This is a genomic window from Sporosarcina sp. P17b (assembly GCF_002743115.1).
In the GTDB taxonomy this organism is placed as follows: domain Bacteria; phylum Bacillota; class Bacilli; order Bacillales_A; family Planococcaceae; genus Sporosarcina; species Sporosarcina ureae_C.
Window position 1 is genome coordinate 46315 of the sequence record NZ_PDYP01000015.1, and the last position, 26076, is coordinate 72390.

A 26076-nucleotide genomic window follows, 5' to 3' on the forward strand; every position below is an offset into this window, starting at 1 on the left:
AAATTTTTAATGGAAACTCACAGTAGATGTATCTACCGTGAGTTTTTTTATCGTCTAATTTATTGTTGGTTGAATGTTTTACATTATTTATAGATTGAGAGTACGTATAGGGTGGTCACAATACCTATAATTTATTAATGAAATATTGAAAACGATCGCATAAAAAACCTACATTACCCCAAATATATCTTCCGAAAGCTTCAATTTTTTTCTTCATTTAAAAAGTGAAATACTTCACATACTGACTGTATAATTCCGTTTTTAAGTATAAAATTTTTACGTGAAGGATTTCACAAAACCGCTTAGTGAAGGGCTTCACAAGCCATAAAATCAAAAGTGAAAAGTTTCACATACTACTAAAAAGGGCAAATGTCAAAACTTTTTTAACTTTTTTTAAAACCAGTATAAAACCTTTGACAAAGGGAATGTAACCGCTTACGAATTTTCAATTTTTTGATTTGAAAGAATATTGGTGCTTGTAATTGGTTTGCGTTTGCGCTTATAATCACTACCAACACGAAGGAACAATAAAAAAACCGGACAGGGAGAGCGATATTATGAACAGGAAGTATAAATCTTCTTTACACATGCATCAAATTCACAATGGAAAAATGGAAGTCGTTTCGAAAGTACCGTTAGAGAATAAAGAGGATTTGAGTTTGGCGTACTCGCCAGGAGTGGCTGAACCATGTGTAGAGATCGCTCACGACCCATCACTAGCGTATGAATATACAATTAAGGGGAATTTAGTTGCAGTTGTAACAGATGGAACGGCTGTACTTGGTTTAGGAGATATCGGCCCTGAGGCTGCTTTACCGGTAATGGAAGGAAAAGCACTATTGCTGAAGCAATTTGCAGGGATCGATGCATTCCCTATATGTCTGGATACAAAAGATGTGGATGAAATCGTTAATATTGTAAAAGCAATTAGCCCAACATTTGGTGCGGTAAATCTGGAAGATATCTCTGCTCCCCGTTGTTTCGAAATTGAACGTAGATTGCGTGAAGAATGTAGTATTCCAATTTTCCATGACGATCAACATGGCACAGCGATCGTAGTAGGAGCTGGATTGCTTAACGCATTGAAAGTAGTGGGGAAACTAAAAGAAGAAGTTAAAATCGTCTTGAACGGTGCCGGTGCCGCTGGAGTGGCGATTACAAAACTATTGTTGAGTATGGGCTTCGAAAACATTATTATGTGTGATTCAAAAGGAATTATTTATGAAGGCCGAGAGAACGCAATGAATAGTGTGAAGCATGAAATGTCACGCGTCACGAATCGAGAGAAGATTGAAGGTTCATTAGCAGACGCAATGAAAGGTGCAGACATTTTCGTTGGTGTATCCGTTGCAAACTTGCTAACGAAGGAATTGATTGCGCTAATGAATACGGATCCAATCGTATTTGGTCTTGCGAATCCAATGCCTGAGTTGAAGCCTGAGTTGGCTGAAGAATACGGTGTGCGCATTATTGCAACAGGCCGTTCCGATTATCCTAACCAAGTCAACAACGTCTTGGCATTCCCAGGAATATTCCGTGGAGCACTAGACGTTAGAGCGACGGAAATCAATGAAGAGATGAAGCTCGCAGCAACGTACGCGATTGCGGATTTGATCAAGGATGAAGATCTACGTGATGATTACATCATTCCGGATCCATTTGATGATCGTATTCCAACAATTGTTGCACATGCGGTAGGTAAAGCCGCCATGCGCTCAGGTGTATCCGTTGCAAAGGAACTGATTTTGCCCACACCCAGATGAAGATGAATAATGACCCGTCTTTCCTAACAAGTATAGGGAAGACGTTTTTTTATGGAGTGAGTGGATGAAAAGGATAGAGCGATGTTCGACTTTCGGGCTGAACTCTTTATCGAAGGCTTCCGAATTACTGATAACAGTCGGGCGCTCATTAATTCCTGCAACTGCTCATAGTTCCTAGTTAGCCGCTCTATGGCGCCCGACTTCCGCTCTATCTACATGCGCGAGTGCTCTATCGTACTCCCTAAGCGATCATAAACACTGTGCAACCGCTCTAAGGTTTGTTCCTCTATGCGCCTAGCGCACACACGCCGGCCTCGTTGCGCACGTATAGTATGATAAAACCAAATAGGCTGGAGGGAGCGGAATGACTTGGCTACTGATCATAGGCTTTGCAATTTCATCTAGTATCGACAACTTTGGAGTCGGACTTTCTTACGGTGTACAGCGAGTTCGAATTCCACCCACTTCAAATGCACTCATTGCGGCAATTTGTTTCATTTTCAGTTTAATCGGCATCGTCTCAGGCGCATGGTTAGCTGTATTGTTACCAGGAATATTGCCTGATCTCATAGCGTTTGCTGTGCTCAGCACCATCGGAATACGCATCATGGTGATCGCATTTCGTCAACAGAGAAAACATCAAGCGAATGTGTTCAGTGAACCCGAAAAAATGGACTTTGACGGTTCTTCGCATATTAGTCTGGGTGAAGCTTTGTTACTTGGGATTGCGCTTTCCGCGAACGCTTTGACGAACGGAGTGGGTGCGGGGCTTTTGGCATTATCACCGTTAGCTATCGCGCTGTCGGCGGCTGTGGGTAGTTACATCACATTATCGATTGGTGTAGGATTGGGCGCAAAACTGGCAGGTGTGCGAATTGGCAAGATGTCAGTTGGCCAGTTCGGGACATTCATGAGTGGTGTCATTATTTTATTGATTGCGGTCACACGCCTATTCTAATGAAATGGTATACTAGGAACCATCATCAAATGAAAGAGGCGCATATATGGCGTTGACTAAATGGAATATGAAGTCGTTTATGAAGGGTGCGTCGATTCTGACGATTGCCGCCGTCATTGTCAAAGTGCTGAGCGCGGTCTATCGAGTCCCTTTTCAAAACTTAGTTGGAGATAAAGGTTTTTATATTTATCAGCAAGTGTATCCGTTTATCGGAATATTTATTGTATGGACATCTTCAGGTTTTGCTGTCGCAGTCTCTAAAATGCTCGCAGAGAGTAAAGGTCCTGGAGAGTCACGCGGAATTTTACGAATATCGCTCGCTTATCTTCTCGCGTTATCAGTAGGGATTTTTCTATTGTTACGATCGGGATCATCTTTCTTCGCAGATTTAATGGGAGACCCTGCTTTGGCGCCTGTTTTGCAGACTGGAGCGTACATCGTGCTCATGTTGCCATTCCTTGCTGTGCTGAAGGGCGTCTTTCAATCAGAGGGGCAAATGATACCTGTAGCCATCTCGAATGTCTCAGAGCAGCTGTTCAGGGTTGTGATCGTGTTGGCAGGTACGTGGATTGCGTTGCGTGCAGGATCTTCGCTTTATAAAGTAGGAGAAATTACGATGTGGGCCGCAGTGGCAGGAGAAGCGGTAGGTGTATTGATTCTAACAAGGTTCTTTCTACAGCGGGAGCGTATGGCGATAGCGACTGTAAAGCCGTGGCGGGTAATTAAAGATCTGACCAAAATCAGCATTGGTGTCAGTGCGAGTTCATTAATTTTATTGGTGTTTCAGTTAGTGGATTCTTTCACGATCTATAATGCATTAGTCGAGGCTGGTGTGATGAGTGAGACTGCCATGGAAATGAAAGGCGTCTATGACCGAGGACAGCCGCTTGCGCAAATGGGTATTTTACTTGCTTCTACATTAGCGTTAGCACTTGTTCCTTTAATTGCGCATCACGCATCCAAAAGGGACGGAAAAGGTGCATTGCCGTTTATAAGTCTGACATTCAGGACATCTATTTTATTCGGGTGGGCTGCGACAATAGGATTGGTTCTGGTACTGCCTTTCGTCAATGAAATGCTTTTCCAGACGCGAACAGGCTCTGTCGCGCTGATCATCTTCTGCATCCAGATCTTCTGGTTGTCGATTATTTTACCACTAACCGCTATTCTTCAAGGAAGCGGAAAAGTACGAGCGCCGTTATTACTCATGTTGCTTGGCATCGCAATCAAACTAACGACTACACCATGGATGGTACGACGATATGGAATTGAAGGTGCAGCCGCATCAGGTGCCATCGCGTTTGCGATCGTTGCCGTGTTATTGATCATCTATTTCAAAAGGTTTTGGAAGTTCCCGTTAGCACCGCGCCGTTTTTACGCCGTGTTGCTTATTGCAGGTGTGGCCATGACAGGAGTACTGATTCCGTGGATGTTCACCGCTGACTATTGGCTATTTGCTGGCCTGTCACCACGTATTAGCTCAACATTAACAGCCGTATCAGCTGTCGCAATTGGAGCGATCATATTTCTTTTCGTCGTCTTGAAATCACGTATAATGAAAGAAAAAGAGTGGTATTTACTACCTTTCGGAAAACGATTGGCGACTGCTCAACTATGGCTAACTAAAAATAGAAGGTGAATGATATGAATAAAATAACTGTGATCGGACTGGGCGCAAGTGATTTGGAACAATTGTCACTTGGCACGTATCGCCTATTAAAAGAAGCGGACCATCTTTACATTCGGACGGAAGAGCATCCCGTCGTTGCGGAGTTGCGTTTAGAAGGGGTAGAAATGGAAAGCTTCGATTCAATTTATGAAGCGAATGATTCATTTGAAGCCGTCTATCAGCAAATCGTCGACAAACTTCTTGAAATGAGTGCGCATCAGCCAATTACATACGCTGTGCCAGGACACCCGCTTGTGGCGGAACGTACAGTTCAACTATTAATTGAAAAAGAACGTACAGGTGAAATTGAACTTCATATCGCGGGGGGCAGCAGCTTTCTTGACCCGATTTTCACGGCACTCCGTATCGATCCAATCGAAGGGTTTCAGCTACTAGATGGCACGGACTTGAAACGTGATGATGTACGCATGGATCAGCACGTATTAATTGGACAAGTCTACGATGCATTCATTGCATCGGACGTGAAATTGTCTTTGATGGAGAAGTACCCTGACCATCATGTTGTGACCATTGTTACATCAGCGGGTTCCCAAGATGAAAAACTGACTGAAGTACCGTTGTTCGAGCTTGATCGCACAGTGACATTGAATAACTTGACGACAGTTTATGTACCACCCATTCTGGATAATGAACAGCGACTAAAAGAGTGGAGTTCATTCAGAGAGATCATTGCCATTTTGCGTGGACCGGATGGTTGTCCTTGGGATCGCGAGCAAACGCATGAATCATTGAAGCGTTATTTAATCGAAGAATCCTTTGAGTTGATTCAGGCGATTGATGAAGAAGATGATGACGCGATCATCGAAGAGCTAGGAGATGTATTACTACAAGTCTTCCTTCATGCGCAAATCGGCGAAGATAATGGCTATTTTGCGATGGAAGACGTACTTGAAACAGTCGCGGCTAAAATGATTCGTCGCCATCCACATGTATTTGCGCAAGCTAAAGCTGACACTACAGGTGAAGTGTTAAAGAACTGGCAAGCGATCAAGGACCAAGAGAAACCGCAAACATCTACGTTGTTAGAAGGACAAGAACGATTGGCATCCTCTTTGCTGACATCTTATAATTATCAAAAGACCGCAGCCAAAGTAGGATTCGACTGGCCTTCTATAGAAGGAGCTTTCGACAAGTTCCAAGAAGAGTGGCAAGAGTTTCAGGAAGAAGTGCATAACGGCGGAGTGGAGCAACAACTGGACGAGCTAGGAGATGTCCTATTCACTATCGTCAACATCGCAAGATTCCTCAAGATCTCACCAGAAGAAGCGATGTGGCATACCAATAAAAAGTTCAAATCCCGTTTTCAATTTGTGGAGCAGTCCGTTAAACAAGGAAGCGGCAGTTTTGAAGACTATACATTAGAGGAACTTGAAGAGTTCTGGCAACAGGCCAAACGAAAGGAAGAATCCAAATGAGACTAGATAAATTTCTTAAAGTATCTCGCTTTATCAAACGCCGTACACTCGCAAAGCAAGTAGCGGACCAAGGGAGAATTACGATTAACGGAAAAGTAGCCAAAGCTTCATCAGTCGTCAAACCGGGGGACGAGCTATCCATCCGTTTCGGTCAGAAAATTGTCAATGCTACAGTTAATGAGCTGAAGGCGTCTACTAAGAAAGAGGACGCGGCAGGTATGTACACGATCACAAGTGAAGAACGCTTGGAGAAAGTGGAGCCTGAATTTGTAGACGACGAAAATTAAAACTAATTAACGAAGAGACAGCCTGTAGTCGGGTTGTCTTTTTTTAATAGCTAGACTAGGTAATGGATTTGTACTTCAATTAAAAACAGCTTGTCATGTTTGGCCAAGCCCCTGCATATGATATGGGGAACGTACTAGAGAAGGGGGACGCATATGCAGATTCAAACAGACAGCTCGATGTATACTATTCCATCAGGAGACCACGTAGTGACGATGCGCAATCGCAAAAGAATGGACCTCACATCCGTGAAAACGATCGACCGCTTTGATCAGGAGGAATTTCTCGTTAGAACATCGCTTGGCGTACTGCAAATCCGTGGGGAGGAACTGCGTATTGTACATCTAGATGTGGACAAGGGCTTGCTAACACTTGAAGGCACAGTCCAAACTTTGCAATACGACGACGAAGAAGCAGGCTCACGCAATTTCCTCCATAAACTATTCGGATGAGCCTATCCGTCCAGTTCTTCAGTCTGTTGGCGATGATCGGGACAGGGATTGCTGGTGGAATTGTAATGGATTTATTCGGAACGATTGTCGCCGCGTGCGATAAACGTTCGTTCATTAGAAGATGGGCATTCTGGCTTGAGTGCATCATCTGGATCATGTTAGGGATTGGAGCCTTTTTGGTATTACTTATGGTACGTGACGGGGCATGGAGAATGTATGACCCCGTTGCCCAGGTCAGTGGCTTGTTATTGTACGCTGCCATCTTCCATCGTCCTGTCAGATTCGTAGGTAGACTACTGTTACTTGTGGTGCTTAGGCCGATTTGGCTCATCATTCGTCTTGTCTACCTGACGATTCAACGTATTGTCTATGTAATAGTCTCTGTTTTGTCACTAATCATGTCTCCATTCACACGATTAATAAAGAACATAGGGAAATACCTTCAAAAAAAATGCAGAGTACTATATAATAGAGTGCAATAGTAGAATTACGCCAGAAAGGTGTGTGCGCCATGAAAAAAACACAGAAGCCCTCAACTAAGAATGTAACATCGATCGATACAGACTATGTGCGCTCCATGCAAAAAAAAGAAAATTTTAAAAAAGCACAACAAAAACGTCTGCGTAATCGACTAGCTGTATTTTTTGTTATCGTCTGTGTAGTTGCTGGAAGTTTATTCAATATGAATGCTGGACAGAAAGAAATTCTGGCTGCCAAACATAAGGAAAAAGAACAAGCAACGGCTATACTAGAGGATTTGAAGGAACAGCAAGACCAACTGAATACGCAATTAATTCGTTTGGATGATGATGAGTATATTGCTAAACTTGCACGCAAGGAATACTTTCTTTCTGAGTCCAATGAGATCATTTTTTCCATTCCAGATAAGAAAAAAGTTTCTGAAAAAGAGTCCGAAAAAGAGTAGTCAAGTTGACACTCTTTTTTTGTTGGCTATAATATAAGTAGGAGCCTGTAAAATACAGGCACTGCCAATATGGTTGATAGGCTTACGAGCCGCTTAAAACTTAAGGAGGAGCATTTTTTTTATGTCAATTGAAGTAGGCAGCAAGTTAGAGGGTAAAGTAACCGGGATCACAAATTTTGGGGCATTTGTTGAATTGCCAAGCGGATCCACAGGATTAGTCCATATTAGTGAAGTAGCTGACAATTATGTCAAAGATATAAACGATCATTTAAAAGTCGGCGATATGGTTGAAGTGAAGGTAATGAATGTGGGATCTGATGGTAAAATCGGTCTTTCCATCCGTAAGGCGAAGCCTGAGTCAGAACAACGTCCACAGCGTCCACAACGTCCAACGAGACCTCGTCAAGGAAGCAAGCCAAGCTTTGAACGACCAGAGAACTTTGAGCAGAAGATGGCAAAGTTCATGAAGGACAGCGAAGAACGTCTAACTACCTTAAAGAGAGCGACAGAGTCCAAACGTGGCGGTCGTGGAGCTAGAAGGGGATAACTTGCTGACTGTTTCAACTGTAAACTAAAATCAGATGACATCCTATACGTATGTTCCGCACTATGGAGCATGCGTTTTTTTGTGTCTAAAAATGTATTTGAATGTATTGACTGGGGTTGGGTCGTTGCTCGAATTTGGCTTGGTCATTGAATGTAGTGAGGGTCATGCTTTGGACTCGCGCAGGCACGTGGGGGATTGCCTCCAGCCATGAGCCAACTAGCGGTGGAACTGCTATCTGTCTCCTGGCCACGGCCGACCCCGCAGTTGTGCCTGCGCTGCTGAGTGGTTGACAAGTTAGATTGTGGTTTAGAAAAGATGAAGATCAGTGAATCGTGATAACTTTCTTCGGTGTTGGAAAAGTATATAACAGATAGATTGGATCGTTGCTCGAGTTTGGCTTGGTCATTGAAAATAGTGAGTGTCACTCTTTGGACCCGCGCAGGCACGTGGGGGATTGCCTCCAGCCATGAGCCAACTAGCGGTGGGGCTGCTAGTTGTCTCACGGCCACGGCCTACCCCGCAGTTGTGCCTGCGCTACTGAGTGGTTGACAAGTTAGGTTGTGGTTTATAGTAGATAAAACCAGTGACTGAGTAGTACCAGTTCCTATTCTTGCAAAAGAAGAATCAGAACTGCTTTACACACTATCTAAGGTAGGCGGAAGCCAACCACCACCGCCGAAGTGGGGCCAATGCCCGCCCCACATACATTGCTAGTCAAACCACTACCTAACATCGTATCCTACTGACTTGTACGAATACCTTGCCCATGTAATCACCAACACATAGAAAAACTCCCCTTGCCTAAGCAAGAGGAGTCTTCGTGTTTCTATTATAGCGGCGGAGGGATTCGAACCCACGACCTTTCGGGTATGAACCGAATGCTCTAGCCAACTGAGCTACACCGCCAAGACATTTGCACGTTGAAATTATACAACTTCAAACGCAACGTCTCTTATCATACTAGGCATTTAAACAACTGTCAACCTCTCTTTTGCTAAAAAATAAACATACGGAATACGTCGAAATGTTTTGCGAATATGCCGCCATGAACAGACAAAATTTCTCGCAACTCCCATGTATAGTTTTATGTAAGAGAACATAGGGGGTATGGGAAATGAAGATGATTGACAATATGGAGCGACCGTTTGTGCAGATGTTCAGGGCTTCGTGGCAAGAATTGATGAATCGAAAAGTCTACTTGCTGACGGCCCTTCTTTTCTTAGTAGGATCATTCTTTCTATCACAAGCAGTAGTATTTGATATGGCAGTTCCGTTTTTTTTACCAATCTGGGCGTTGGCCAGTATGCGCTACCGTCAACATATGATTTATGTATTTATAGGAGGGATGGCGGGCAGCGCATTTCTAGGGGTCGGACAAGCCGTCATTCATCTAACACAATTATTGCTGTTTCATTCAATTATTAAAATTCCTGTTGTGAAAAGGTCAATTCCAATCGCTGTAGCAGGGGCAATGATTATTCCGCAACTGGTCTGGCAACTCGTAAAGTACGGAGACGGGATGTTGCCTTTGGCAGTTCAGTTATCGATCGGATTAGAAGCATTGCTTGCGCTATTCATGACTATTTTCATGTTGCTTGCATTTCCTTCTATAGAAAGAATGCTATACGGACCATGGAACCCTGAGCAGATCAGTGCGATGTGTATAGTGGGAGCGCTTGCAGCAACAGGGATGGGCGGTTTCCAGATTGGGACGGTTTCAGTTGCGGGTGTGTTCTTGTTTCTCGCAATCTTTGTAGCGGCTGTCGTTGGGGGAGTGCCGTTTGCTACAACTGTCGGAATGATCATCGCATTGATTATAGGGGTATCAGAACTATCTTTCACTGGTATGATGGCGTTATATGGTATGACTGGTTTGCTCGCGGGTTCACTGAAACGGTTTGGGAAGCTTGGGATCATCACCGGCAGTGTCTTTGTTTCGCTCTTTTTCCTTCTTTATGATGCGACATTGCCTCTTGATACCGTACATTTTTCCACAGTCGGTACCGCGGCATTACTGTTTATATTGATTCCTTCACGTAAATTAAGTCAAATACGACAAGTTTTATTGCCGAAACAAGAAGGGATATCGGAAAAACGACAACAATGGTTGGCGGATAAATTGGATGGACAGTTAGCGGAGTTCCAGCAGTTCGCTCATTTCATGTCAACACTCGTCAATGATCGTCTGTCTCCTGAAGAGGAAGTGGCGGCAACAAGTCAAGTACCATCTATTTGTCAATCCTGTTTTCGTTACCGTAAGTGTTGGGAAAATGAAGAGGATGGCATTGAACCGTTGATTAATGAATGGGAAACCACCTATTCCGCAACAAAAAAAGCGGCACGAGTACGTGTGGAACAGCAGATGAAATATAAATGTCTGCGCTTTAAAGGATTATTGAATGAATTGGAGGAAAGAGGAGCTAATAAATTATTAATGGGGCAGTTACAGCATGGACGGAAGATGCTGGCATTACAATTGCGTGATATGAGTACCCACATTGAAAAGGTCATGCGAGAAGTGAAGGAAGATCTGACTACGTATAAGTTGGCCGAAGAAGAACTTGCGAATCGATTGCAATCACAAGGGATCGAGTTTTTCCAAATAGATATTTTATCCGAAGAACGCGGTGCTTGTAGAATTGTAATATCGGTACCAGAGAAAAAAGCGGACTTTGAAGCAGAGACAACTGTTGGGGAGTATTTATTATTGCCTATTTTAGAGGAAATGTATGACGAACCGATGCATATTTCAAAATCAACGTACCAACCATTCCCGTTCCCCCATGTCCAATTGACCTTTAGTTCTGCCGTTCGTTTTTCACTCGACTATGATATTGTCACGACAGCAGGGAAAGGATCGTTCAATGGCGGTGATGCGTATGAGTTATTCAAGATTCACGATGGATTGTCGGCCGTACTGCTCTCTGATGGAATGGGACAAGATATCAATGCATACCACGAGAGTAGAAAGGTTATCCGATTGATGAGGGAATGCTTGGGGCAAAAAATGGATCCTGAAACAGCAATTCACACATTACATTATATGATGGCGTTAAATGGGCTAGATGATATGTACGCAACACTCGACTTAGCATTAATTGATTTACAGGAAGGGCGGCTGTGGTCGTGGAAAGCGGGATCGATGAGTACCTATATTAAGAGAAGTGATGATTGTATCCGGTTGGACAGCAAAACGGTGCCATTTGGCTTCTTACCCTCATTTTCAATAGAAGCAAAAAATGAAAAGTTGAAATCTGGTGATATTGTTGTCATGATGACGGATGGTATATTTAATGGAGATATACCGCTTGATATTCAGGAGGACGTCATGAATCAAACGATAGAACGCTTTAAAGAGATGGACTGCCGAACGATTGCGGATCAAGTGATGATGGAGATGGAACGGGTATTTGAGTCTGTGGAAGATGATCGGACGATTCTAGTTATGAAAGTCGGTCATATTGTGCCGAAGTGGTCAAAAGCTAATAAGCAACCTCGAATCATTTCTAGCTAAACAATGGTAGAATATAGAGAGGAGGGAGATGGATCATGAAAAGTTTGCAGCAAAAGGTTTTGAAGTTTATCGACAAGCAAACACTGATTCCTCCCGGCTCTCGTGTACTGGTCGCGTGTTCGGGTGGTGTGGATTCCATCGCACTGCTTCACTTTCTTGCGACGCATCAGCAATTTTTGGCCATTGAAGTTGGGGCCATTCATGTAGACCATATGCTCCGTGGAGCTGAATCTGCTGAAGATGCGTTTGTTGTGAAGCAACTATGCGAGGAATTCGGACTACCCTTTTATTCTGAACAAGTGCCTATTCGGGCTATCTTAGAAAGCCAGGGTGGCAATATGCAGCAAGTTTGTCGGCAACAGCGTTATGCACGTTTCGAACAAACGATGAAAAGTGAGCAGTTCACGGTTCTCGCAACAGCCCATCATGCAGATGATCAACTGGAGACGGTATTGATTCAATTGAGTAAAGGACAATCATTAAACGGTATGCCGATACAACGCGCGTTTCATTCGGGTAAAATTGTACGGCCATTCCTTCCGTTAAAAAAAAGCGAACTGTACACGTATACGACACAATGCAAAATAAAGTTCCGGGAAGATCCCAGTAATCAGCAAGATTATTATTTGCGTAATCGTATGCGACACCAAGTGCTACCCCTCTTGATAGAGGAAAATCCATCTGTTGCGGTCAATACGGTACGCCAAACGGAGCAACGTCAAGCGGATGAAAAATTGCTGAGTGAGCTTGCAAGTCAACATTGGCAATCGATTGTTACGTATACGGATGAACAGCTTCCTTCTTTTCAACGGGAGGCATTTCTTGCTATTCCCCACGCTTTACAAAAGCGAGTGATTCAACTACTATTAAAATGTCTGACTGAACCAGCAACAGAGAACGCTGAGTGGCATTTTACATTAGTGGATGAACTGTTACAGCATATTACGAACACAGCTGGGAATGTCACAATTGATTTGGCAAATGGCTATCGGTTTATCAGGCAATATGATAAACTGCTAGTTACAAAAAAGGATATAGATACAGCGTCTCTTCGTCCAAAAGTCCTTGAGAAAGGTACTTGGCATACGTGGGGAAATATTCGATTTTACTGGCATCATGTCAATGCGCATAGGATCCAACACTTTTTACCTTCAGACGAAATTAGGTATTTTCAATTGCCTAAGTCGGAACTGCCGTTAACTGCACGGTTGCGAATTACCGGAGACAGAATGTTGCTCAAAGGAATGTCTGAGCCAAAACGTATAAAGCGGATATTGATTGATGAAAAGATAGGGATCGTGCAAAGACAACAGCAGCCTGTCATTACGACAGCGAGCGGTACTGTGTGTGCGGTGCCTGGTGTACGGTATGGTGAGATGTTTTCGCGCTGCCAACTGGAAGGCGATTCATACATATGGATTACGCGAGAAGGCGAGACAAGATAAAATAGAGGGGGACGGGCCGATGATCGCACAAGATATCGAGCATGTTTTAATTTCAGAAGAGCAATTAGAAGAGAAAGTCCGGGAACTCGGAGCAACATTAACTGAAGAGTACCGTGAAAAGTTTCCATTGGCAGTCGGCATACTTAAAGGTGCATTACCATTTATGAGTGATCTGATCAAACGTATTGATACGTATATCGAATTGGATTTCATGGACGTATCTAGTTATGGAAATGCAACAGTTTCTTCAGGTGAAGTGAAAATCATCAAAGATTTGAACACTAGCATAGAAGGTCGCGATGTGTTGATCATTGAAGACATTATCGACAGTGGAAAGACATTGAATTATTTAGTTGAGCTGTTTAAATACAGAAAAGCCAACTCTATTAAAATTGTTACATTGTTGGATAAACCTACTGGCCGTAAAGTAGATTTAAAAGCAGATTATGTTGGTTTCGATGTACCAGACGCGTTCGTAGTTGGGTACGGATTGGATTACGCAGAGAAATATCGTAATTTGCCATACATCGGTGTATTGAAAAAGGAAATCTATTCTTTCTGACCGTAGTTTAACGGACAGTAAGGAAAGCCTTTTTTCATAAAGCATTTCTTTTGTTAAGTAGTGTTAATCTATGCTAAAATTTACAATAGTTTTCTGTTTAGTTTTTGTTGAATGAGATGAGGAGGCTTGGGATGAATCGAATACTTCGATACTTTCTTTTATATGGATTGATCTTCCTTGCAATAATGGGGATATTCAGTTCGCTTAACAATCCAAATCCGAAGATGAAACCAATTCGGTATGATGAATTCATCACAGCGCTGGAACAAGGAAAAGTTGAAAATGCAACTTACCAACCATTACAGCTTGTGTATGAAGTAAAAGGGGAAATGACCGACTACGAAAAAGGTGAAACATTCGTAACGAACATTCCAGAAAATGATATGGACGGCATTCGCGAAATAGTCGCAAAGACAAATACTGAAATTGACATCCTACCGCCGAAAGAAACAAGCGCGTGGGTATCGTTCTTTACAGGACTTGTACCATTCATAATTATTATTATCCTTTTCTTCTTCTTACTGAACCAATCACAAGGCGGCGGTGGCGGCAAGGTGATGAACTTCGGGAAAAGTAAAGCGAAACTGCAAACGGACGATCGAAAGAAAGTACGTTTCAATGATGTTGCAGGTGCAGATGAAGAAAAGGCAGAGCTTGAAGAAGTCGTGGACTTCTTGAAAGACGCCAGTAAGTTTGTGGAGTTAGGCGCACGGATTCCAAAAGGGATCTTGCTAGTTGGACCTCCAGGTACAGGTAAAACATTACTTGCGCGTGCAGTTGCAGGCGAATCTGGTGTACCATTCTTCTCGATTTCAGGTTCTGATTTCGTTGAGATGTTTGTAGGTGTGGGTGCTTCTCGAGTGCGTGACTTGTTCGAGAATGCCAAGAAAAATTCACCATGTATTATCTTTATTGATGAAATTGATGCAGTTGGACGTCAGCGTGGAGCCGGCTTAGGTGGCGGTCACGATGAGCGTGAGCAAACATTGAACCAGTTGCTAGTAGAAATGGATGGATTTGAAGGAAACGAAGGAATTATCATCGTTGCCGCTACAAACCGTCCGGATATTTTGGACCCGGCACTTCTTCGTCCGGGACGTTTTGACCGTCAAATTACGGTTGGTCGTCCAGATGTTAAAGGAAGAGAAGCTGTGTTGAAAGTTCACGCACGTAACAAGCCACTTGACGATACAGTCGATATGAAAGCTCTAGCTCAGCGTACTCCAGGATTCTCTGGCGCGGATCTTGAGAACTTATTGAATGAAGCAGCTCTTGTGGCAGCGAGAAGAAATAAACTAAAAATCGATATGTCCGATATTGATGAAGCAACGGATCGTGTTATTGCAGGTCCTGCAAAAACAAATCGTGTCATTTCGAAAAAAGAACGAAACATCGTCGCGTTCCACGAAGCGGGTCACGTAGTTGTGGGCTTAATACTCGATGATGCAGAAATCGTTCATAAAGTAACTATTGTTCCTCGTGGGCAGGCTGGCGGATACGCAGTCATGCTTCCAAAAGAAGATCGTTACTTCATGACAAAACCTGAACTCCTCGACAAAATTGCGGGTCTTCTAGGTGGACGTGTTTCAGAAGAAATCGTGCTTGGCGAAGTATCAACCGGTGCACATAATGACTTCCAGCGTGCTACAGGTATTGCACGTTCGATGGTTACAGAATACGGAATGAGCGATAAAATCGGTCCGATGCAGTTCGGCCAGACGCAAGGCGGCCAAGTATTCCTTGGACGTGATTTCAATTCTGAGCAAAACTATTCTGAAGCAATCGCATACGAAATTGATTCTGAAATGCAAATTATTATTAAAGAGCAATATGAACGCACAAGAAAGATTTTGACTGAAAACCGAGAATTGCTTAATCTGATCGCAACGACTCTATTGGAAGTCGAAACGTTGGATGCGGAACAAATCAATCACTTGAAAGATCACGGTACTTTGCCTGATCGCCCATACGACAACAACGATGGCAGCGATGATGACAAGAAGATTGTGGAATCCCCTGTGGAAACTGCAATGAATGAAACACCGGATTCAACAAGCGTGACTCCAGATAGTACGGGTGCACCATCAGACCCGTCAATCGGTGACTTGCCAAGTGAAGGTGGAGCAACAGATAAGACACTACCACCAATTGATGAAGAACGCAGAGACTAAGCGAACCTAACAGCCGACTGTTTACAGTCGGCTGTTTTCTTAATGATAGGGAAATGGTCAGTACACATCTACAGTATCTACACGTGGAATTATGATATGATGTACGGGAAAAAGTCAAAGTATGAGGGGACAACGACTATGTTATTAGTATTAGATACAGGTAATACCAATATTGTGTTAGGCGTATATGAAGGGGATCAACTGAAGTACCACTGGCGTATGGAAACCTATCGTCATAAGACAGAGGATGAATACGCCATGCAAGTTAAAGCAATGTTTCAGCATGTGGGGCTTTCATTCGAAGACATTACTGGCATTATTATTTCTTCTGTGGTGCCGCCTGTTATGTTCCCGTTAGAGCAAATGTGTAAAAAATACTTCAATCAGAAGCCGATGGTCGTTGGGCCAGGTGTGAAAACAGGATTGAATATTAAGTATGAAAATCCTCGCGAAGTCGGTGCAGATCGAATCGTTAATGCGGTAGCGGCGATCCGTGAATATGGTAGCCCGCTGATAATCGTTGACTTTGGAACAGCTACTACGTATTGCTACGTGAACGAAAACGGCGAATACATGGGTGGTTCCATTGCGCCTGGCATAAAGATCTCTATGGAGGCGTTATTTGACCGCGCTTCAAAATTGCCACGCGTTCAACTTGCGCGGCCCGAGCATGTTGTTGGTAAAAATACCGTCGCTGCTATGCAGTCTGGTATTGTCTTTGGTTATGTTGGACAAGTAGAAGGTATTGTGAACCGTATAAAAGAGGATTGTAAAGTAGAACCTACAGTCATCGCGACAGGTGGAATGGCAGAATTGATTGCATCTGAAACAAAAGTAATTGATGTAGTAGATAACTTCCTGACACTAAAAGGATTACATTTAATTTATGAAAGAAATTTGTAAGGAGAGAATGAAATGACAACAGATTATTTAGTAAAAGCACTAGCTTTCGAAGGACAGATTCGTGCATATGCAGTCCGCTCAACTGAAACAGTAGGAGAAATGCAACAACGTCACCAGATGTGGCCGACAGCGACTGCTGCTCTTGGACGTACCGTTTCAGCATCCGTCATGATGGGCGCTATGTTAAAAGGTGAAGACAATATTACAGTGAAAATCCAAGGAAATGGTCCACTAGGTCCGATTGTTGTGGATGCTAACGCAAAAGGAGAAGTCCGCGGATATGCTACAAATCCACAAACTCACTTACCTCTAAATGAACAAGGGAAATTAGACGTAAGTGGTGCAGTCGGTACGGAAGGTATGCTTTCCGTTGTAAAGGATCTCGGTATGAAAGATTACTTTACAGGGCAAGTGCCAATTATTTCCGGGGAAATTGCGGAAGACTTCACTCAGTACATGGTAGTATCTGAACAAGTACCGTCCGCTGTTGCACTAGGTGTACTTGTCAATCCGGACAACACAGTCAAAGCTTCAGGTGGATTCATACTGCAAGTAATGCCCGGAGCTACAGAAGAAACGATTGTATTGCTAGAAGAAAGAATTGCGAACATGACGGCGATTTCTACTATGATTGACAACGGACTAACACCTGAAGGAATACTTTCAGAAGTGTTAGGTCAAGAAAACGTAGAATTTCTCACTAGAATAGACGTGAAGTTTGATTGTGATTGTTCCAAAGAGCGTTTTAGCGAGGCGATTAAAGGACTTGGGGCTGTAGAAATACAAGCGATGATCGATGAAGATCATGGTGCAGAAGCTCAATGCCACTTCTGTTTAGAGAAGTATCATTTCTCTGAGCAAGAACTTCAAGATTTAATTTAATGAGATCGTAAACTACTTACCCGCTGCCAAATACATTTTCGCGTAGCGGGTAGTTTTATAATTTATCTAAAGAACCTCAAGAGTAAACGCTATCAAATAAAACAGATACACTATAATCTTCTGAATTATTTGATTGACAACTTAATTAGAAGGTAGTAATATTAAGCTAATAAAACATATAAAAATACTAGGTATTAGGAGCGGATGACAAATGAGTAGAGTGGGAAATTCAGTTATTGATTTGATAGGTAAAACACCGTTAGTAAAATTAAATCGTTTAACAGGTGCAAACGACGCAGATGTGTATTTGAAACTAGAATTCTTCAATCCTGGCTCAAGTGTCAAGGACCGTATTGCGCTTGCTATGATTGAGTCAGCGGAAAAGAGCGGTAATTTAAAAGAAGGCAGTACAATTATCGAGCCGACGAGCGGCAATACGGGTATCGGTCTCGCTATGGTTGCAGCTGCAAAAGGTTATAAGTCAGTACTTGTTATGCCTGACACGATGAGTTTAGAGCGTCGTAACTTACTTCGCGCATACGGAGCGGATTTAGTATTGACTCCAGGAGCTGAAGGAATGAAAGGCGCAATTTCTAAAGCTGAGCAATTGGCAGAAGAAAACGGTTGGTTCTTGCCACAACAATTCAATAATGAAGCAAACCCCGAAGTTCATCGTCTGACAACAGGACCTGAGATTGCGAATGCTCTGGATCAAGTAGACGCGTTCATTGCGGGAATTGGTACGGGTGGTACGATTACAGGAGTGGGCGAAGTATTAAAAGAACGTTTCCCTGGTATCAATATCGTTGCGGTAGAGCCGGAAGATTCAGCAGTATTGTCTGGAGGTAAGCCTGGACCGCATAAAATCCAAGGAATCGGGGCAGGATTTGTGCCGAAAGTGTTGGATACGGAAATCTATGATGAGGTTATCAAAGTTTCTAATGATGATGCATATACGTTTGCGCGTCGTGCGGCACGTGAAGAGGGTATCCTCGGTGGAGTATCTTCAGGTGCAGCAATTGCGGCTGCGTTGCAAGTAGCGAAGAAGTTAGGCAAAGGCAAAACAGTTGTAGCAATCCTTCCGTCAAACGGAGAACGTTACTTGAGCACACCTCTTTATCAATTTGATGAAGAGTAAGAGATAAAGACTGAAGGCGGATCCTGTGTTTTGGGGATTCGTCTTTTTTTATATAGAGGTAGTTGTTAGGGGATTGGGGTTGGGTCGTGGCTCGACTTAGGTTTGGGCGTTGAAGATGGTGAGGGTCGTGCTTTGGACCCGCACAGGCACGTGGGGGATTGCCTCCAGCCATGAGCCAACTAGCGGTAGGGCTGCTAGCTGTCTCATGGCCACGGCCTACCCCGCAGTTGTGCCTGCGCTACTAAGTGCTTAACAAGTCAGGTTGTGGTTTATAAAAGAAGACAACCAGTGACGGGGTAGTACTAGTTTCTATTCTCGCAAAACAAGTATCTGAACTGTCCTACACATAATCTAACGTAGGCGGCTGCACGTGGTAGGCGTAGTAATGAGACAGTCAGGCGAACTTCCTGTCTGGCTCATTGCGGAAGCCATCCACCACCGCCGAAGTGGGTCCAATGCCCGCCCCACTTAATTTGCTAGTCAAACCACTACCTTTGCAAAAACAAGGAAGAGAAAACGTCACGCAAAACAACAAACTACTGCCGCATCTTACTTACCCATTCCGAACAAAACTCATTCCCAACCAGCTTTGCACGATACATTTGACCGTAGATAAACTTCAAACTTTTATCAGCGCACTGAAATCTGTATAATTAAGACGAACCAAGCAAGCTATACATAGAACAGAGGAGGCTCACTGTGAAAAAAAAGTGGAGCATAATTATTTCAGTTTTAGTTGTCGTCATCATGGGATTCATTATATTCATGTTGAACAAAGAAATTAAAGAAGAAACTTCTGGTATTCCGGGTTATGAAGATGCCGGAATAGATAAATTACCGAAAGACGAGCGTGAACGTCTGCCGCAAGATTGGCAAACCACTACCGAACCTGACAAGCCAGGCCTCGATAAAGGGGATGTAGCACCTGACTTTGAACTAACCACACTTGACGGGGATACGGTAAAGTTATCCGACTACCAGGGTAAAACAGTTATGTTAAACTTCTGGGCATCGTGGTGTCCACCATGTCGTTCAGAAATGCCGCATATGGATAGCTACTATACTGACAATAAAGAAACCGACAATATGGAAATACTCGCAGTCAACATGACAAAGACTGAAAAGAATAAAGTCGAAAGTGCGAAGGAATTCGTGGATGAATATAAATTGTCGTTCCCGATTTTATTAGATAAGGATAGCGAAGTCATGAAAATGTATCAGATCAAAGTCTACCCGACTTCGTATATCATCAATGAAGAAGGCGTCATCACAGATAAATTAATGTTGCCGCTTGATGACAAGATGATCAAACAGTTAATAGAGGAAAGTAAAGCAGAGTGAACATTAGAAATGCAGGGGGAACTAGCATGAATACAGTAGCTTATCAGACGGCTTCAATGACAAAAGATGAATTCTTTTACGCCTATCGTCAACTTGCGACAGAAGTGGAACGACATGTTTTATTAGAAAGTGGTCGTGGTGGAGAGATGTGCGTGGCGGGACTTGATCCGCTTGTGACATTTCAGGCAATCGAAACAGGGCTACGCTTGGAGTGGCGTGATGGCAAAGAAGAAATAGTAACAGGAGAAGATCCGCTAGTCCTGCTGAATGATTTTATGACGCAATATGAGCTGGAGTACCAGAATGAGTTACCTGCCTACCAAGGTGGTCCTATCGGGATGATCAGTTATGATTATGTCAGACGCTATGAGACGCTGCCGGTTCTTGCAAAAGATGATTTAGTGACACCTGATGTATTCTTTTATCTATTCGATCAATGGGCCGTGCTTGACATAGAAAATGAGAAAGTCTATTTTATGGCATTGCCTGAGAAGCAGCATAGCTTGGATGATATAGTGAATGAATGGACGGAAGCATCACAAATAGGCTTGACCAATCGTCAGTTTACACCTGGACAAGCGACGGATGTTGACGTTACAGAGGATAATTTGCAAGTTTCCGTAACAGGAGAGCAGTTTGAACAGATGGTCCGTGATGTACAGCAATTTATCGAGCAGGGAGATGTTGTACAAGTGAATTTGTCTGTACGTCAGTCAAAACCACTCGAAGCGCCATCTATATTGATGTATGAAGCGCTGCGTTCGTTCAACCCCTCTCCTTATATGGCTTATATGGCGGCGCCGGATTTTGAAGTAGTCTCCGGTTCACCTGAGTTATTGTTAAAAAAACGTGGAACTGAATTGAGTACTCGTCCAATCGGTGGTACGCGCAAACGCGGTTTGACGGAAACAGAAGACCTCGCTTTGCAGGAAGAATTGGTATCGAATACGAAGGAGAAAGGTGAGCACAAGATGCTTGTCGATCTCGAATGTGCAGACTTCGAAGGAATCTGTCAAGAAGACACAGTAGAAGTTGATGAATTCATGGTCGTTGAAAAGTACTCACATGTCATGCATTTGGTATCAAATGTACGGGGTACGGCAGCTTCTGAAGATCTTGCGCCCATCATGCACGGAGTTTTCCCCGGTGGTTCAATTACGGGAGATCCTAAACTGCGTACGATGGAAATCATTGAAGAATTGGAACCGACACGCAGAGGTCTCTACACAGGATCAATGGGATGGATTGGTTTTTATGGAGATTTGGAGCTAAATATCACAATTCGTACGGCATTTATTCAGGCAGGTGTCGTGCATATTCAAGCGGGTGCTGGTCTAGTACCAGATTCAGATCCTGCTTCAGAATATGAAGAGTCTTTGAATAAAGCGAAAGCACTGTGGCAGGCCAAAGAGATGGCTGAGCTAGTCACTCGTCAAGAAAGTGGGCACTCACATTGATTTGCTGGATGAACGGGGAGCAAGTACATGCAGATGAACTACGCATTTCCCCTTTCGATCATGGATTTCTTTACGGATTGGGGTTTTTCGAAACTTTCCGTACGTACGGTGGGGAAGTATTTCTTTATGATTCGCATATGATTCGATTGCGGTCAGCTTTGATTGACTACCATATAGAGATGCCGTATAGCGATGAAGAAATTCTGATGGCGGTTCATTCTTTATATAAAGAGAATGGCTGCGAGGATGGTTATTACCGATTAAACGTGTCGGCGGGTGTGCATGATATCGGGTTAGCCCCTACTCAATACAAACAACCAAATGTACTGATCTTTCAAAAGGCACTTCATCTACCGGCTGTACATACAGAAAAAGATGGTGTCTGGCTTGCCACGACGCGCAATGAACCTGAAAGTGTTGTTCGTCATAAGTCTCATCAGTATGCAAATAATGTAAAAGGACGTCTCGAATTGCCTTCATTGAGAGAAACAGAAGGCTTATTCGTTACATCTGACGGATATGTAGCAGAAGGCATTACATCGAATATATTTTGGGTAAAAGAAGGCGAGTTGTATACACCTTCATTAGAGACAGGAATTTTACCGGGTACGACACGGGCCTTTGTAATGGAGACCGCGGGAGTAGTTGGATTGGCTGTTCATGAAGGGTTATACATGCCTGGTGAACTCGAATCGGCGGAAGAAGTATTCATTACCAACGCGATTCAGGAACTAGTTCCAATTCGCCGAGTAGGAGAAACGAGGTTTTCTGGCAAAGAAGGACCGGTCTATCAACAATTACATGCCGGTTACCAACAAGCCGTCAACCGAATGAAAGTGGGTGACCAGTAATGGAACTATCAAAAGCACGTGCCTCTTATCAACTGGGAGAAACGACGATTAATTTTATGGAAGAAACAATCATCATGGGGATACTGAACGTCACACCGGATTCGTTTTCGGATGGTGGGAAATTTGGCAAGCAAAACCCAGCGCTTGAACACGCACGAAGCATGCTCATGGATGGAGCGAAAATCATTGATGTCGGTGGTGAGTCTACCCGTCCGGGGCACACTCCTGTTTCGGTAGAAGAGGAGATAGCGCGGGTTGTGCCGATCATTGAATTACTCACTCGAGAACTCGGCTGTGTAATATCGATTGACACGTCAAAAGCAGCTGTTGCGGAAGCCGCGGTTAAGGCGGGCGCGAGTATAATTAATGACGTGTGGGGAGCAAAGCGTGAACCAGCCATTGCAGAAGTAGCGGCGCGATATGGCATACCGATCATCTTGATGCATAACCGCGAGGATCGTGATTATCAGCTACCGTTCATGGAGGCAGTTATAGAAGATTTGCAAGAGAGTATCGAGATTGCGAAACGAGCAGGAGTTAGTGAAGAGATGATTTGGCTAGATCCAGGTATCGGCTTTGCGAAAGATCTTGAACAGAATATACTAGCGATGCAAGGACTATCTTCGATTGCGGATCTGGGATATCCTGTTTTACTTGGTACGTCCCGTAAAGGCATGATTGGGAAAGTACTCGATTTGCCTGTGGATGAGCGAGTTGAAGGTACAGGCGCCACGGTTTGCTACGGTATTGAGCACGGTGGACATATTATGCGAGTTCACGATGTAAAGGAAATCTCGCGGATGGTCAAGATGATGGATGTACTGACGAAGAAAGCAGCATACACTGGGTAAGCGATAAAATGGAGGGGTTTCATGGATTATATTCATTTGAATGATATGGAGTTTTACGGTTACCACGGCGCATTGCCTGAAGAGAATAAACTCGGACAGCGCTTTCGTCTGACAGTTTCATTGGCAACAGATCTTGCCGAAGCTGGACAAACTGATGATTTATCGAAAACAATGAACTATGCGGAAGTGTATGAGATGTGCAAGAACATTGTGGAAGGAGAAGCAGTTCATTTGATCGAAACGGTGGCGGAAACAGTGGCGGGTACGATTATGACAGACTTTGCGGAAAAGGTGAATGGTGTGCGCGTCCTACTTATAAAGCCGGATCCACCGATTCGAGGGCATTACTCATCCGTTTCCGTGGAAATCACGAGGGGGCGTTTCACTTGAATAACGCCTACTTGTCACTCGGGTCGAATATAGGTAATCGCCTCGAGCATTTACAGCAAGCTGTGGAGTTGTTAAATGAAAATCCTTCTATTAAGGCGTTAAAAGTTTCTTCAGTGTACGAAACTGAGCCTGTCGGATTAACAGAACAAGCGAAGTTTTTGAATATCGTAGTGAATCTAGAGACTACATTAGAAGCAACAGAATTATTGAGTGCGTGTCAATCCATTGAAAACAAGCTTGGTAGAATGCGTAAAATCCGTTGGGGTCCACGGACGGTAGACTTGGATATCTTGCTTTATAATGAAGAGCACATTCAACTGGAGCATCTGATTATTCCACATATCCGTATGCAAGAGCGCGCCTTTGTTCTCGTTCCGCTAGTCGAAATTAACCCGGAAGTAAAGAATCCTATAACGGGAAGGCTCTACAATGAAGAGCCTGCGATAAAGGAAGACGGAGTGAATCTTTGGAAAAAGATTGTGCGAATTGAGGAGTTTCTACAATAAGATTGAACGAACTGTCCTATAACGGGGCAGTTTTTCTATACAAACACACGAGATAACTGTTTGTCCTTTTGTTAGGCCTGGAATTTGTGTACAATAGTTGCAGACGACCATTCCCGTGAAGAGGGATAGTCAAAGTATGAAGGAGTGAAAGGTAATGTCCAATATGGATGAAATGAATGATCAGCTTTTGGTGAGACGCCAGAAGATGAAAGATATACGCGAAGGTGGTTTGGATCCTTTCGGTCAGCGTTTTGAACGAACACACCTAACAAGTGAAATCCGCTCTACATATGAAGAACAATCAAAAGAAGAGCTGGAAGAGAACGAGCATGAAGTAACAATTGCCGGCCGTATCATGACGAAGCGTGGTAAAGGTAAGGCAGGATTTGCGCATATCCAAGATCTTGGAGGTCAAATCCAGATTTACGTGCGTCAAGACGCTATTGGTGAAGATGCTTATAAGCTATTCACTTTTGCGGATCTTGGAGACATTGTAGGTGTACAAGGCGTTATCTTCAAAACAAAAGTAGGAGAACTCTCTATTAAAGCGACGAAGTTTACGTTCTTGACGAAAGCATTACGTCCGTTACCTGAGAAGTTCCATGGCTTACAAGATGTAGAACAGCGCTATCGCCAACGCTACCTAGACTTGATTTCGACTGAAGGCAGCAAAGAAACATTCATTATGCGTAGTCGTATCATTCAATCCATGCGTCATTATTTAGATGGACAAGGTTTCCTTGAAGTAGAAACACCTATGCTTCACTCGATTGCAGGAGGAGCAGCAGCTCGCCCATTCGTTACGCATCACAATACACTTGATATGACACTATACATGCGAATTGCTATTGAACTACATCTAAAGCGCCTAATCGTTGGAGGTCTAGAGAAAGTATATGAGATCGGACGCGTATTCCGTAATGAAGGAATGTCCACTCGCCACAACCCTGAATTCACAATGATTGAGTTGTACGAAGCCTATGCAGATTACAACGACATCATGGAATTGACTGAGAACCTTGTGGCACATATCGCGCAAGAAGTGCTCGGTACAACGACGATCCAATACGGCGACGATCAAATCGAATTAGCACCACGTTGGAAACGACTGCACATGGCAGACGCAGTTAAAGACTTTACGGGTGTTGACTTCTGGCAGCAATTGACGAAAGAACAAGCACATGAATTAGCAAAAGAGCATAACGTTCAAGTAACTCCTTCTATGGAAGTAGGTCATGTACTGAATGAATTCTTCGAACAAAAAGTAGAAGAAGAACTTGTGCAGCCGACATTCATCTACGGACATCCTGTAGAGGTATCACCTCTTGCGAAGAAGAACCCGGAAGATCCACGCTATACAGATCGCTTCGAGCTATTCATCGTCCGTCGTGAACACGCGAACGCCTTTACGGAATTAAATGATCCAATCGATCAGCGCGAACGCTTTGAGTCGCAACTTGTTGAGAAGGAACAAGGAAACGACGAAGCGCATGAAATGGACGAAGATTTCATTACAGCATTAGAATACGGACTACCGCCTACAGGTGGTCTAGGTATCGGAATCGATCGTCTCGTCATGTTGTTGACGAACTCTCAATCAATCCGTGACGTACTATTATTCCCTCAAATGCGTCCTAAAGACTGATACGACAGCTCCAATAGCTATATTGGAGCTGTTTTTTTCTGTCTAAAATCAAGCGTTTATATAGAATGTAAAAGAAAAGCAAAAAGAATTGATAAAAACAGTTGCGCTTTTTGAAAACAGGTGGTATATTTATAAAGTTGCTTTTGCAGTTAGCGACTTAGCGAAAAACACAACGAAAAAGTTTTTAACTAAAGTGTTGACAACATAACAACGAGATGTTAATATAAGAAAGTTGACTCTTACGAGAGACCAACCTTATGAACCTTGAAAACTGAACAGCAAAACGTTAACGAAATACAGTTTGTGCCTGGCTTGCCAGTGACACAAACAAAATGAGTATCTTAATTGATGCCAGCAAATGAAACTCGAGCTAATCGAATTTCTC

The 26076-nt window shown here is 43.4% G+C and carries 25 protein-coding genes and 1 tRNA gene; 25 read left to right on the forward strand and 1 reads right to left on the reverse strand.

What is annotated here, in order from left to right:
• Nucleotides 1–557: 557 nt before the first annotated feature.
• From CSV76_RS14060 to CSV76_RS17380, 11 genes are all read left to right on the forward strand, one after another.
• Complete coding sequence (locus CSV76_RS14060) at nt 558–1763, forward strand: NAD(P)-dependent malic enzyme (RefSeq protein WP_085427763.1); 1206 nt, start codon at nt 558–560, stop codon at nt 1761–1763.
• Nucleotides 1764–2127: 364 nt separating this feature from the next.
• Nucleotides 2128–2721 carry a sporulation membrane protein YtaF gene (gene ytaF, locus CSV76_RS14065; RefSeq protein WP_099625963.1) on the forward strand — a complete coding sequence of 198 codons (594 nt, stop codon included), beginning with the start codon at nt 2128–2130 and terminating at the stop codon, nt 2719–2721.
• A gap of 46 nt (nt 2722–2767) precedes the next feature.
• Nucleotides 2768–4360, forward strand: a complete 1593-nt coding sequence (locus CSV76_RS14070) for a putative polysaccharide biosynthesis protein (protein WP_099625964.1) — start codon at nt 2768–2770, stop codon at nt 4358–4360.
• Nucleotides 4361–4365: 5 nt separating this feature from the next.
• Nucleotides 4366–5826, forward strand: coding sequence for a bifunctional methyltransferase/pyrophosphohydrolase YabN (gene yabN / locus CSV76_RS14075; protein ID WP_099625965.1), 1461 nt, complete (start codon nt 4366–4368; stop codon nt 5824–5826).
• Complete coding sequence (locus CSV76_RS14080; protein WP_085132328.1) at nt 5823–6113, forward strand: RNA-binding S4 domain-containing protein; 291 nt, start codon at nt 5823–5825, stop codon at nt 6111–6113. Before yabN ends, CSV76_RS14080 begins: the two co-directional genes overlap by 4 nt.
• Before the next feature lie 153 nt (nt 6114–6266).
• A complete protein-coding gene (gene yabP, locus CSV76_RS14085; protein ID WP_029054884.1) occupies nt 6267–6563 on the forward strand; it encodes a sporulation protein YabP in 297 nt (98 codons plus the stop codon).
• Nucleotides 6560–7045, forward strand: a complete 486-nt coding sequence (yabQ, locus tag CSV76_RS14090; RefSeq protein WP_099625966.1) for a spore cortex biosynthesis protein YabQ — start codon at nt 6560–6562, stop codon at nt 7043–7045. The genes yabP and yabQ overlap by 4 nt, the downstream gene beginning before the upstream one ends.
• Nucleotides 7046–7074: 29 nt before the next feature.
• Nucleotides 7075–7488 (forward strand): FtsB family cell division protein, encoded by a 414-nt coding sequence (locus CSV76_RS14095; RefSeq protein WP_099625967.1) that lies wholly within the window; start codon nt 7075–7077, stop codon nt 7486–7488.
• Nucleotides 7489–7609: 121 nt separating this feature from the next.
• The gene (locus tag CSV76_RS14100) at nt 7610–8035 is read left to right on the forward strand and encodes a S1 domain-containing RNA-binding protein (RefSeq protein WP_029054887.1); all 426 of its coding nucleotides are present in this window, start codon (nt 7610–7612) and stop codon (nt 8033–8035) included.
• Between the two features lie 134 nt (nt 8036–8169).
• Entirely contained in the window at nt 8170–8325 is a 156-nt protein-coding gene (locus tag CSV76_RS17375) for a hypothetical protein (RefSeq protein ID WP_157129958.1), read from the forward strand.
• Between the two features lie 58 nt (nt 8326–8383).
• Nucleotides 8384–8584 carry a hypothetical protein gene (locus CSV76_RS17380; RefSeq protein ID WP_143560818.1) on the forward strand — a complete coding sequence of 67 codons (201 nt, stop codon included), beginning with the start codon at nt 8384–8386 and terminating at the stop codon, nt 8582–8584.
• 283 nt (nt 8585–8867) lie between these two features.
• Here the strand turns inward: CSV76_RS17380 and CSV76_RS14105 are convergent.
• Nucleotides 8868–8941 (reverse strand) — tRNA-Met (locus CSV76_RS14105).
• 208 nt (nt 8942–9149) lie between these two features.
• Here CSV76_RS14105 and CSV76_RS14110 point away from each other — a divergent pair.
• The 14 genes from CSV76_RS14110 (at nt 9150) to lysS (ending at nt 25691) form a co-directional block, all read left to right on the forward strand.
• On the forward strand, nt 9150–11549 hold the full coding sequence (locus CSV76_RS14110) for a SpoIIE family protein phosphatase (protein ID WP_085427769.1): 2400 nt from the start codon (nt 9150–9152) through the stop codon (nt 11547–11549).
• A gap of 35 nt (nt 11550–11584) precedes the next feature.
• A complete protein-coding gene (tilS, locus tag CSV76_RS14115) occupies nt 11585–12994 on the forward strand; it encodes a tRNA lysidine(34) synthetase TilS (RefSeq protein ID WP_099625968.1) in 1410 nt (469 codons plus the stop codon).
• Between the two features lie 19 nt (nt 12995–13013).
• Nucleotides 13014–13556 (forward strand): hypoxanthine phosphoribosyltransferase, encoded by a 543-nt coding sequence (hpt, locus tag CSV76_RS14120; RefSeq protein WP_085427771.1) that lies wholly within the window; start codon nt 13014–13016, stop codon nt 13554–13556.
• Between the two features lie 131 nt (nt 13557–13687).
• On the forward strand, nt 13688–15727 hold the full coding sequence (gene ftsH, locus CSV76_RS14125) for an ATP-dependent zinc metalloprotease FtsH (protein ID WP_099625969.1): 2040 nt from the start codon (nt 13688–13690) through the stop codon (nt 15725–15727).
• A 138-nt stretch (nt 15728–15865) separates the two neighbouring features.
• Nucleotides 15866–16630 (forward strand): type III pantothenate kinase, encoded by a 765-nt coding sequence (locus tag CSV76_RS14130; RefSeq protein ID WP_085427773.1) that lies wholly within the window; start codon nt 15866–15868, stop codon nt 16628–16630.
• Nucleotides 16631–16642: 12 nt separating this feature from the next.
• Nucleotides 16643–17512 carry an Hsp33 family molecular chaperone HslO gene (hslO, locus tag CSV76_RS14135; protein WP_099625970.1) on the forward strand — a complete coding sequence of 290 codons (870 nt, stop codon included), beginning with the start codon at nt 16643–16645 and terminating at the stop codon, nt 17510–17512.
• Nucleotides 17513–17723: 211 nt separating this feature from the next.
• Nucleotides 17724–18650, forward strand: a complete 927-nt coding sequence (gene cysK, locus CSV76_RS14140; protein WP_085427775.1) for a cysteine synthase A — start codon at nt 17724–17726, stop codon at nt 18648–18650.
• A 699-nt stretch (nt 18651–19349) separates the two neighbouring features.
• Nucleotides 19350–19991, forward strand: a complete 642-nt coding sequence (locus CSV76_RS14145) for a peroxiredoxin family protein (protein ID WP_099625971.1) — start codon at nt 19350–19352, stop codon at nt 19989–19991.
• Nucleotides 19992–20017: 26 nt separating this feature from the next.
• Entirely contained in the window at nt 20018–21448 is a 1431-nt protein-coding gene (locus CSV76_RS14150) for an anthranilate synthase component I family protein (RefSeq protein ID WP_099625972.1), read from the forward strand.
• 8 nt (nt 21449–21456) lie between these two features.
• Nucleotides 21457–22299: an aminodeoxychorismate lyase gene (gene pabC, locus CSV76_RS14155; protein WP_369823340.1), complete on the forward strand. Its 843-nt coding sequence runs from the start codon at nt 21457–21459 to the stop codon at nt 22297–22299.
• Entirely contained in the window at nt 22299–23150 is an 852-nt protein-coding gene (gene folP, locus CSV76_RS14160; protein WP_085427779.1) for a dihydropteroate synthase, read from the forward strand. Before pabC ends, folP begins: the two co-directional genes overlap by 1 nt.
• Nucleotides 23151–23171: 21 nt before the next feature.
• The gene (gene folB, locus CSV76_RS14165) at nt 23172–23540 is read left to right on the forward strand and encodes a dihydroneopterin aldolase (RefSeq protein ID WP_085427780.1); all 369 of its coding nucleotides are present in this window, start codon (nt 23172–23174) and stop codon (nt 23538–23540) included.
• Entirely contained in the window at nt 23537–24046 is a 510-nt protein-coding gene (gene folK, locus CSV76_RS14170) for a 2-amino-4-hydroxy-6-hydroxymethyldihydropteridine diphosphokinase (protein ID WP_085427781.1), read from the forward strand. The genes folB and folK overlap by 4 nt, the downstream gene beginning before the upstream one ends.
• A 154-nt stretch (nt 24047–24200) precedes the next feature.
• Entirely contained in the window at nt 24201–25691 is a 1491-nt protein-coding gene (lysS, locus tag CSV76_RS14175) for a lysine--tRNA ligase (RefSeq protein WP_085427782.1), read from the forward strand.
• Nucleotides 25692–26076 lie beyond the last annotated feature (385 nt).

Coding starts and splice junctions, on each gene's coding strand:
- CSV76_RS14060 (WP_085427763.1), top strand. CDS start 558: ATGAACAGGAAGTATAAATCTTCTTTACACATGCATCAAATTCACAAT.
- ytaF (WP_099625963.1), top strand. CDS start 2,128: ATGACTTGGCTACTGATCATAGGCTTTGCAATTTCATCTAGTATCGAC.
- CSV76_RS14070 (WP_099625964.1), top strand. CDS start 2,768: ATGGCGTTGACTAAATGGAATATGAAGTCGTTTATGAAGGGTGCGTCG.
- yabN (WP_099625965.1), top strand. CDS start 4,366: ATGAATAAAATAACTGTGATCGGACTGGGCGCAAGTGATTTGGAACAA.
- CSV76_RS14080 (WP_085132328.1), top strand. CDS start 5,823: ATGAGACTAGATAAATTTCTTAAAGTATCTCGCTTTATCAAACGCCGT.
- yabP (WP_029054884.1), top strand. CDS start 6,267: ATGCAGATTCAAACAGACAGCTCGATGTATACTATTCCATCAGGAGAC.
- yabQ (WP_099625966.1), top strand. CDS start 6,560: ATGAGCCTATCCGTCCAGTTCTTCAGTCTGTTGGCGATGATCGGGACA.
- CSV76_RS14095 (WP_099625967.1), top strand. CDS start 7,075: ATGAAAAAAACACAGAAGCCCTCAACTAAGAATGTAACATCGATCGAT.
- CSV76_RS14100 (WP_029054887.1), top strand. CDS start 7,610: ATGTCAATTGAAGTAGGCAGCAAGTTAGAGGGTAAAGTAACCGGGATC.
- CSV76_RS14110 (WP_085427769.1), top strand. CDS start 9,150: ATGAAGATGATTGACAATATGGAGCGACCGTTTGTGCAGATGTTCAGG.
- tilS (WP_099625968.1), top strand. CDS start 11,585: ATGAAAAGTTTGCAGCAAAAGGTTTTGAAGTTTATCGACAAGCAAACA.
- hpt (WP_085427771.1), top strand. CDS start 13,014: ATGATCGCACAAGATATCGAGCATGTTTTAATTTCAGAAGAGCAATTA.
- ftsH (WP_099625969.1), top strand. CDS start 13,688: ATGAATCGAATACTTCGATACTTTCTTTTATATGGATTGATCTTCCTT.
- CSV76_RS14130 (WP_085427773.1), top strand. CDS start 15,866: ATGTTATTAGTATTAGATACAGGTAATACCAATATTGTGTTAGGCGTA.
- hslO (WP_099625970.1), top strand. CDS start 16,643: ATGACAACAGATTATTTAGTAAAAGCACTAGCTTTCGAAGGACAGATT.
- cysK (WP_085427775.1), top strand. CDS start 17,724: ATGAGTAGAGTGGGAAATTCAGTTATTGATTTGATAGGTAAAACACCG.
- CSV76_RS14150 (WP_099625972.1), top strand. CDS start 20,018: ATGAATACAGTAGCTTATCAGACGGCTTCAATGACAAAAGATGAATTC.
- pabC (WP_369823340.1), top strand. CDS start 21,457: ATGAACGGGGAGCAAGTACATGCAGATGAACTACGCATTTCCCCTTTC.
- folP (WP_085427779.1), top strand. CDS start 22,299: ATGGAACTATCAAAAGCACGTGCCTCTTATCAACTGGGAGAAACGACG.
- folB (WP_085427780.1), top strand. CDS start 23,172: ATGGATTATATTCATTTGAATGATATGGAGTTTTACGGTTACCACGGC.
- lysS (WP_085427782.1), top strand. CDS start 24,201: ATGTCCAATATGGATGAAATGAATGATCAGCTTTTGGTGAGACGCCAG.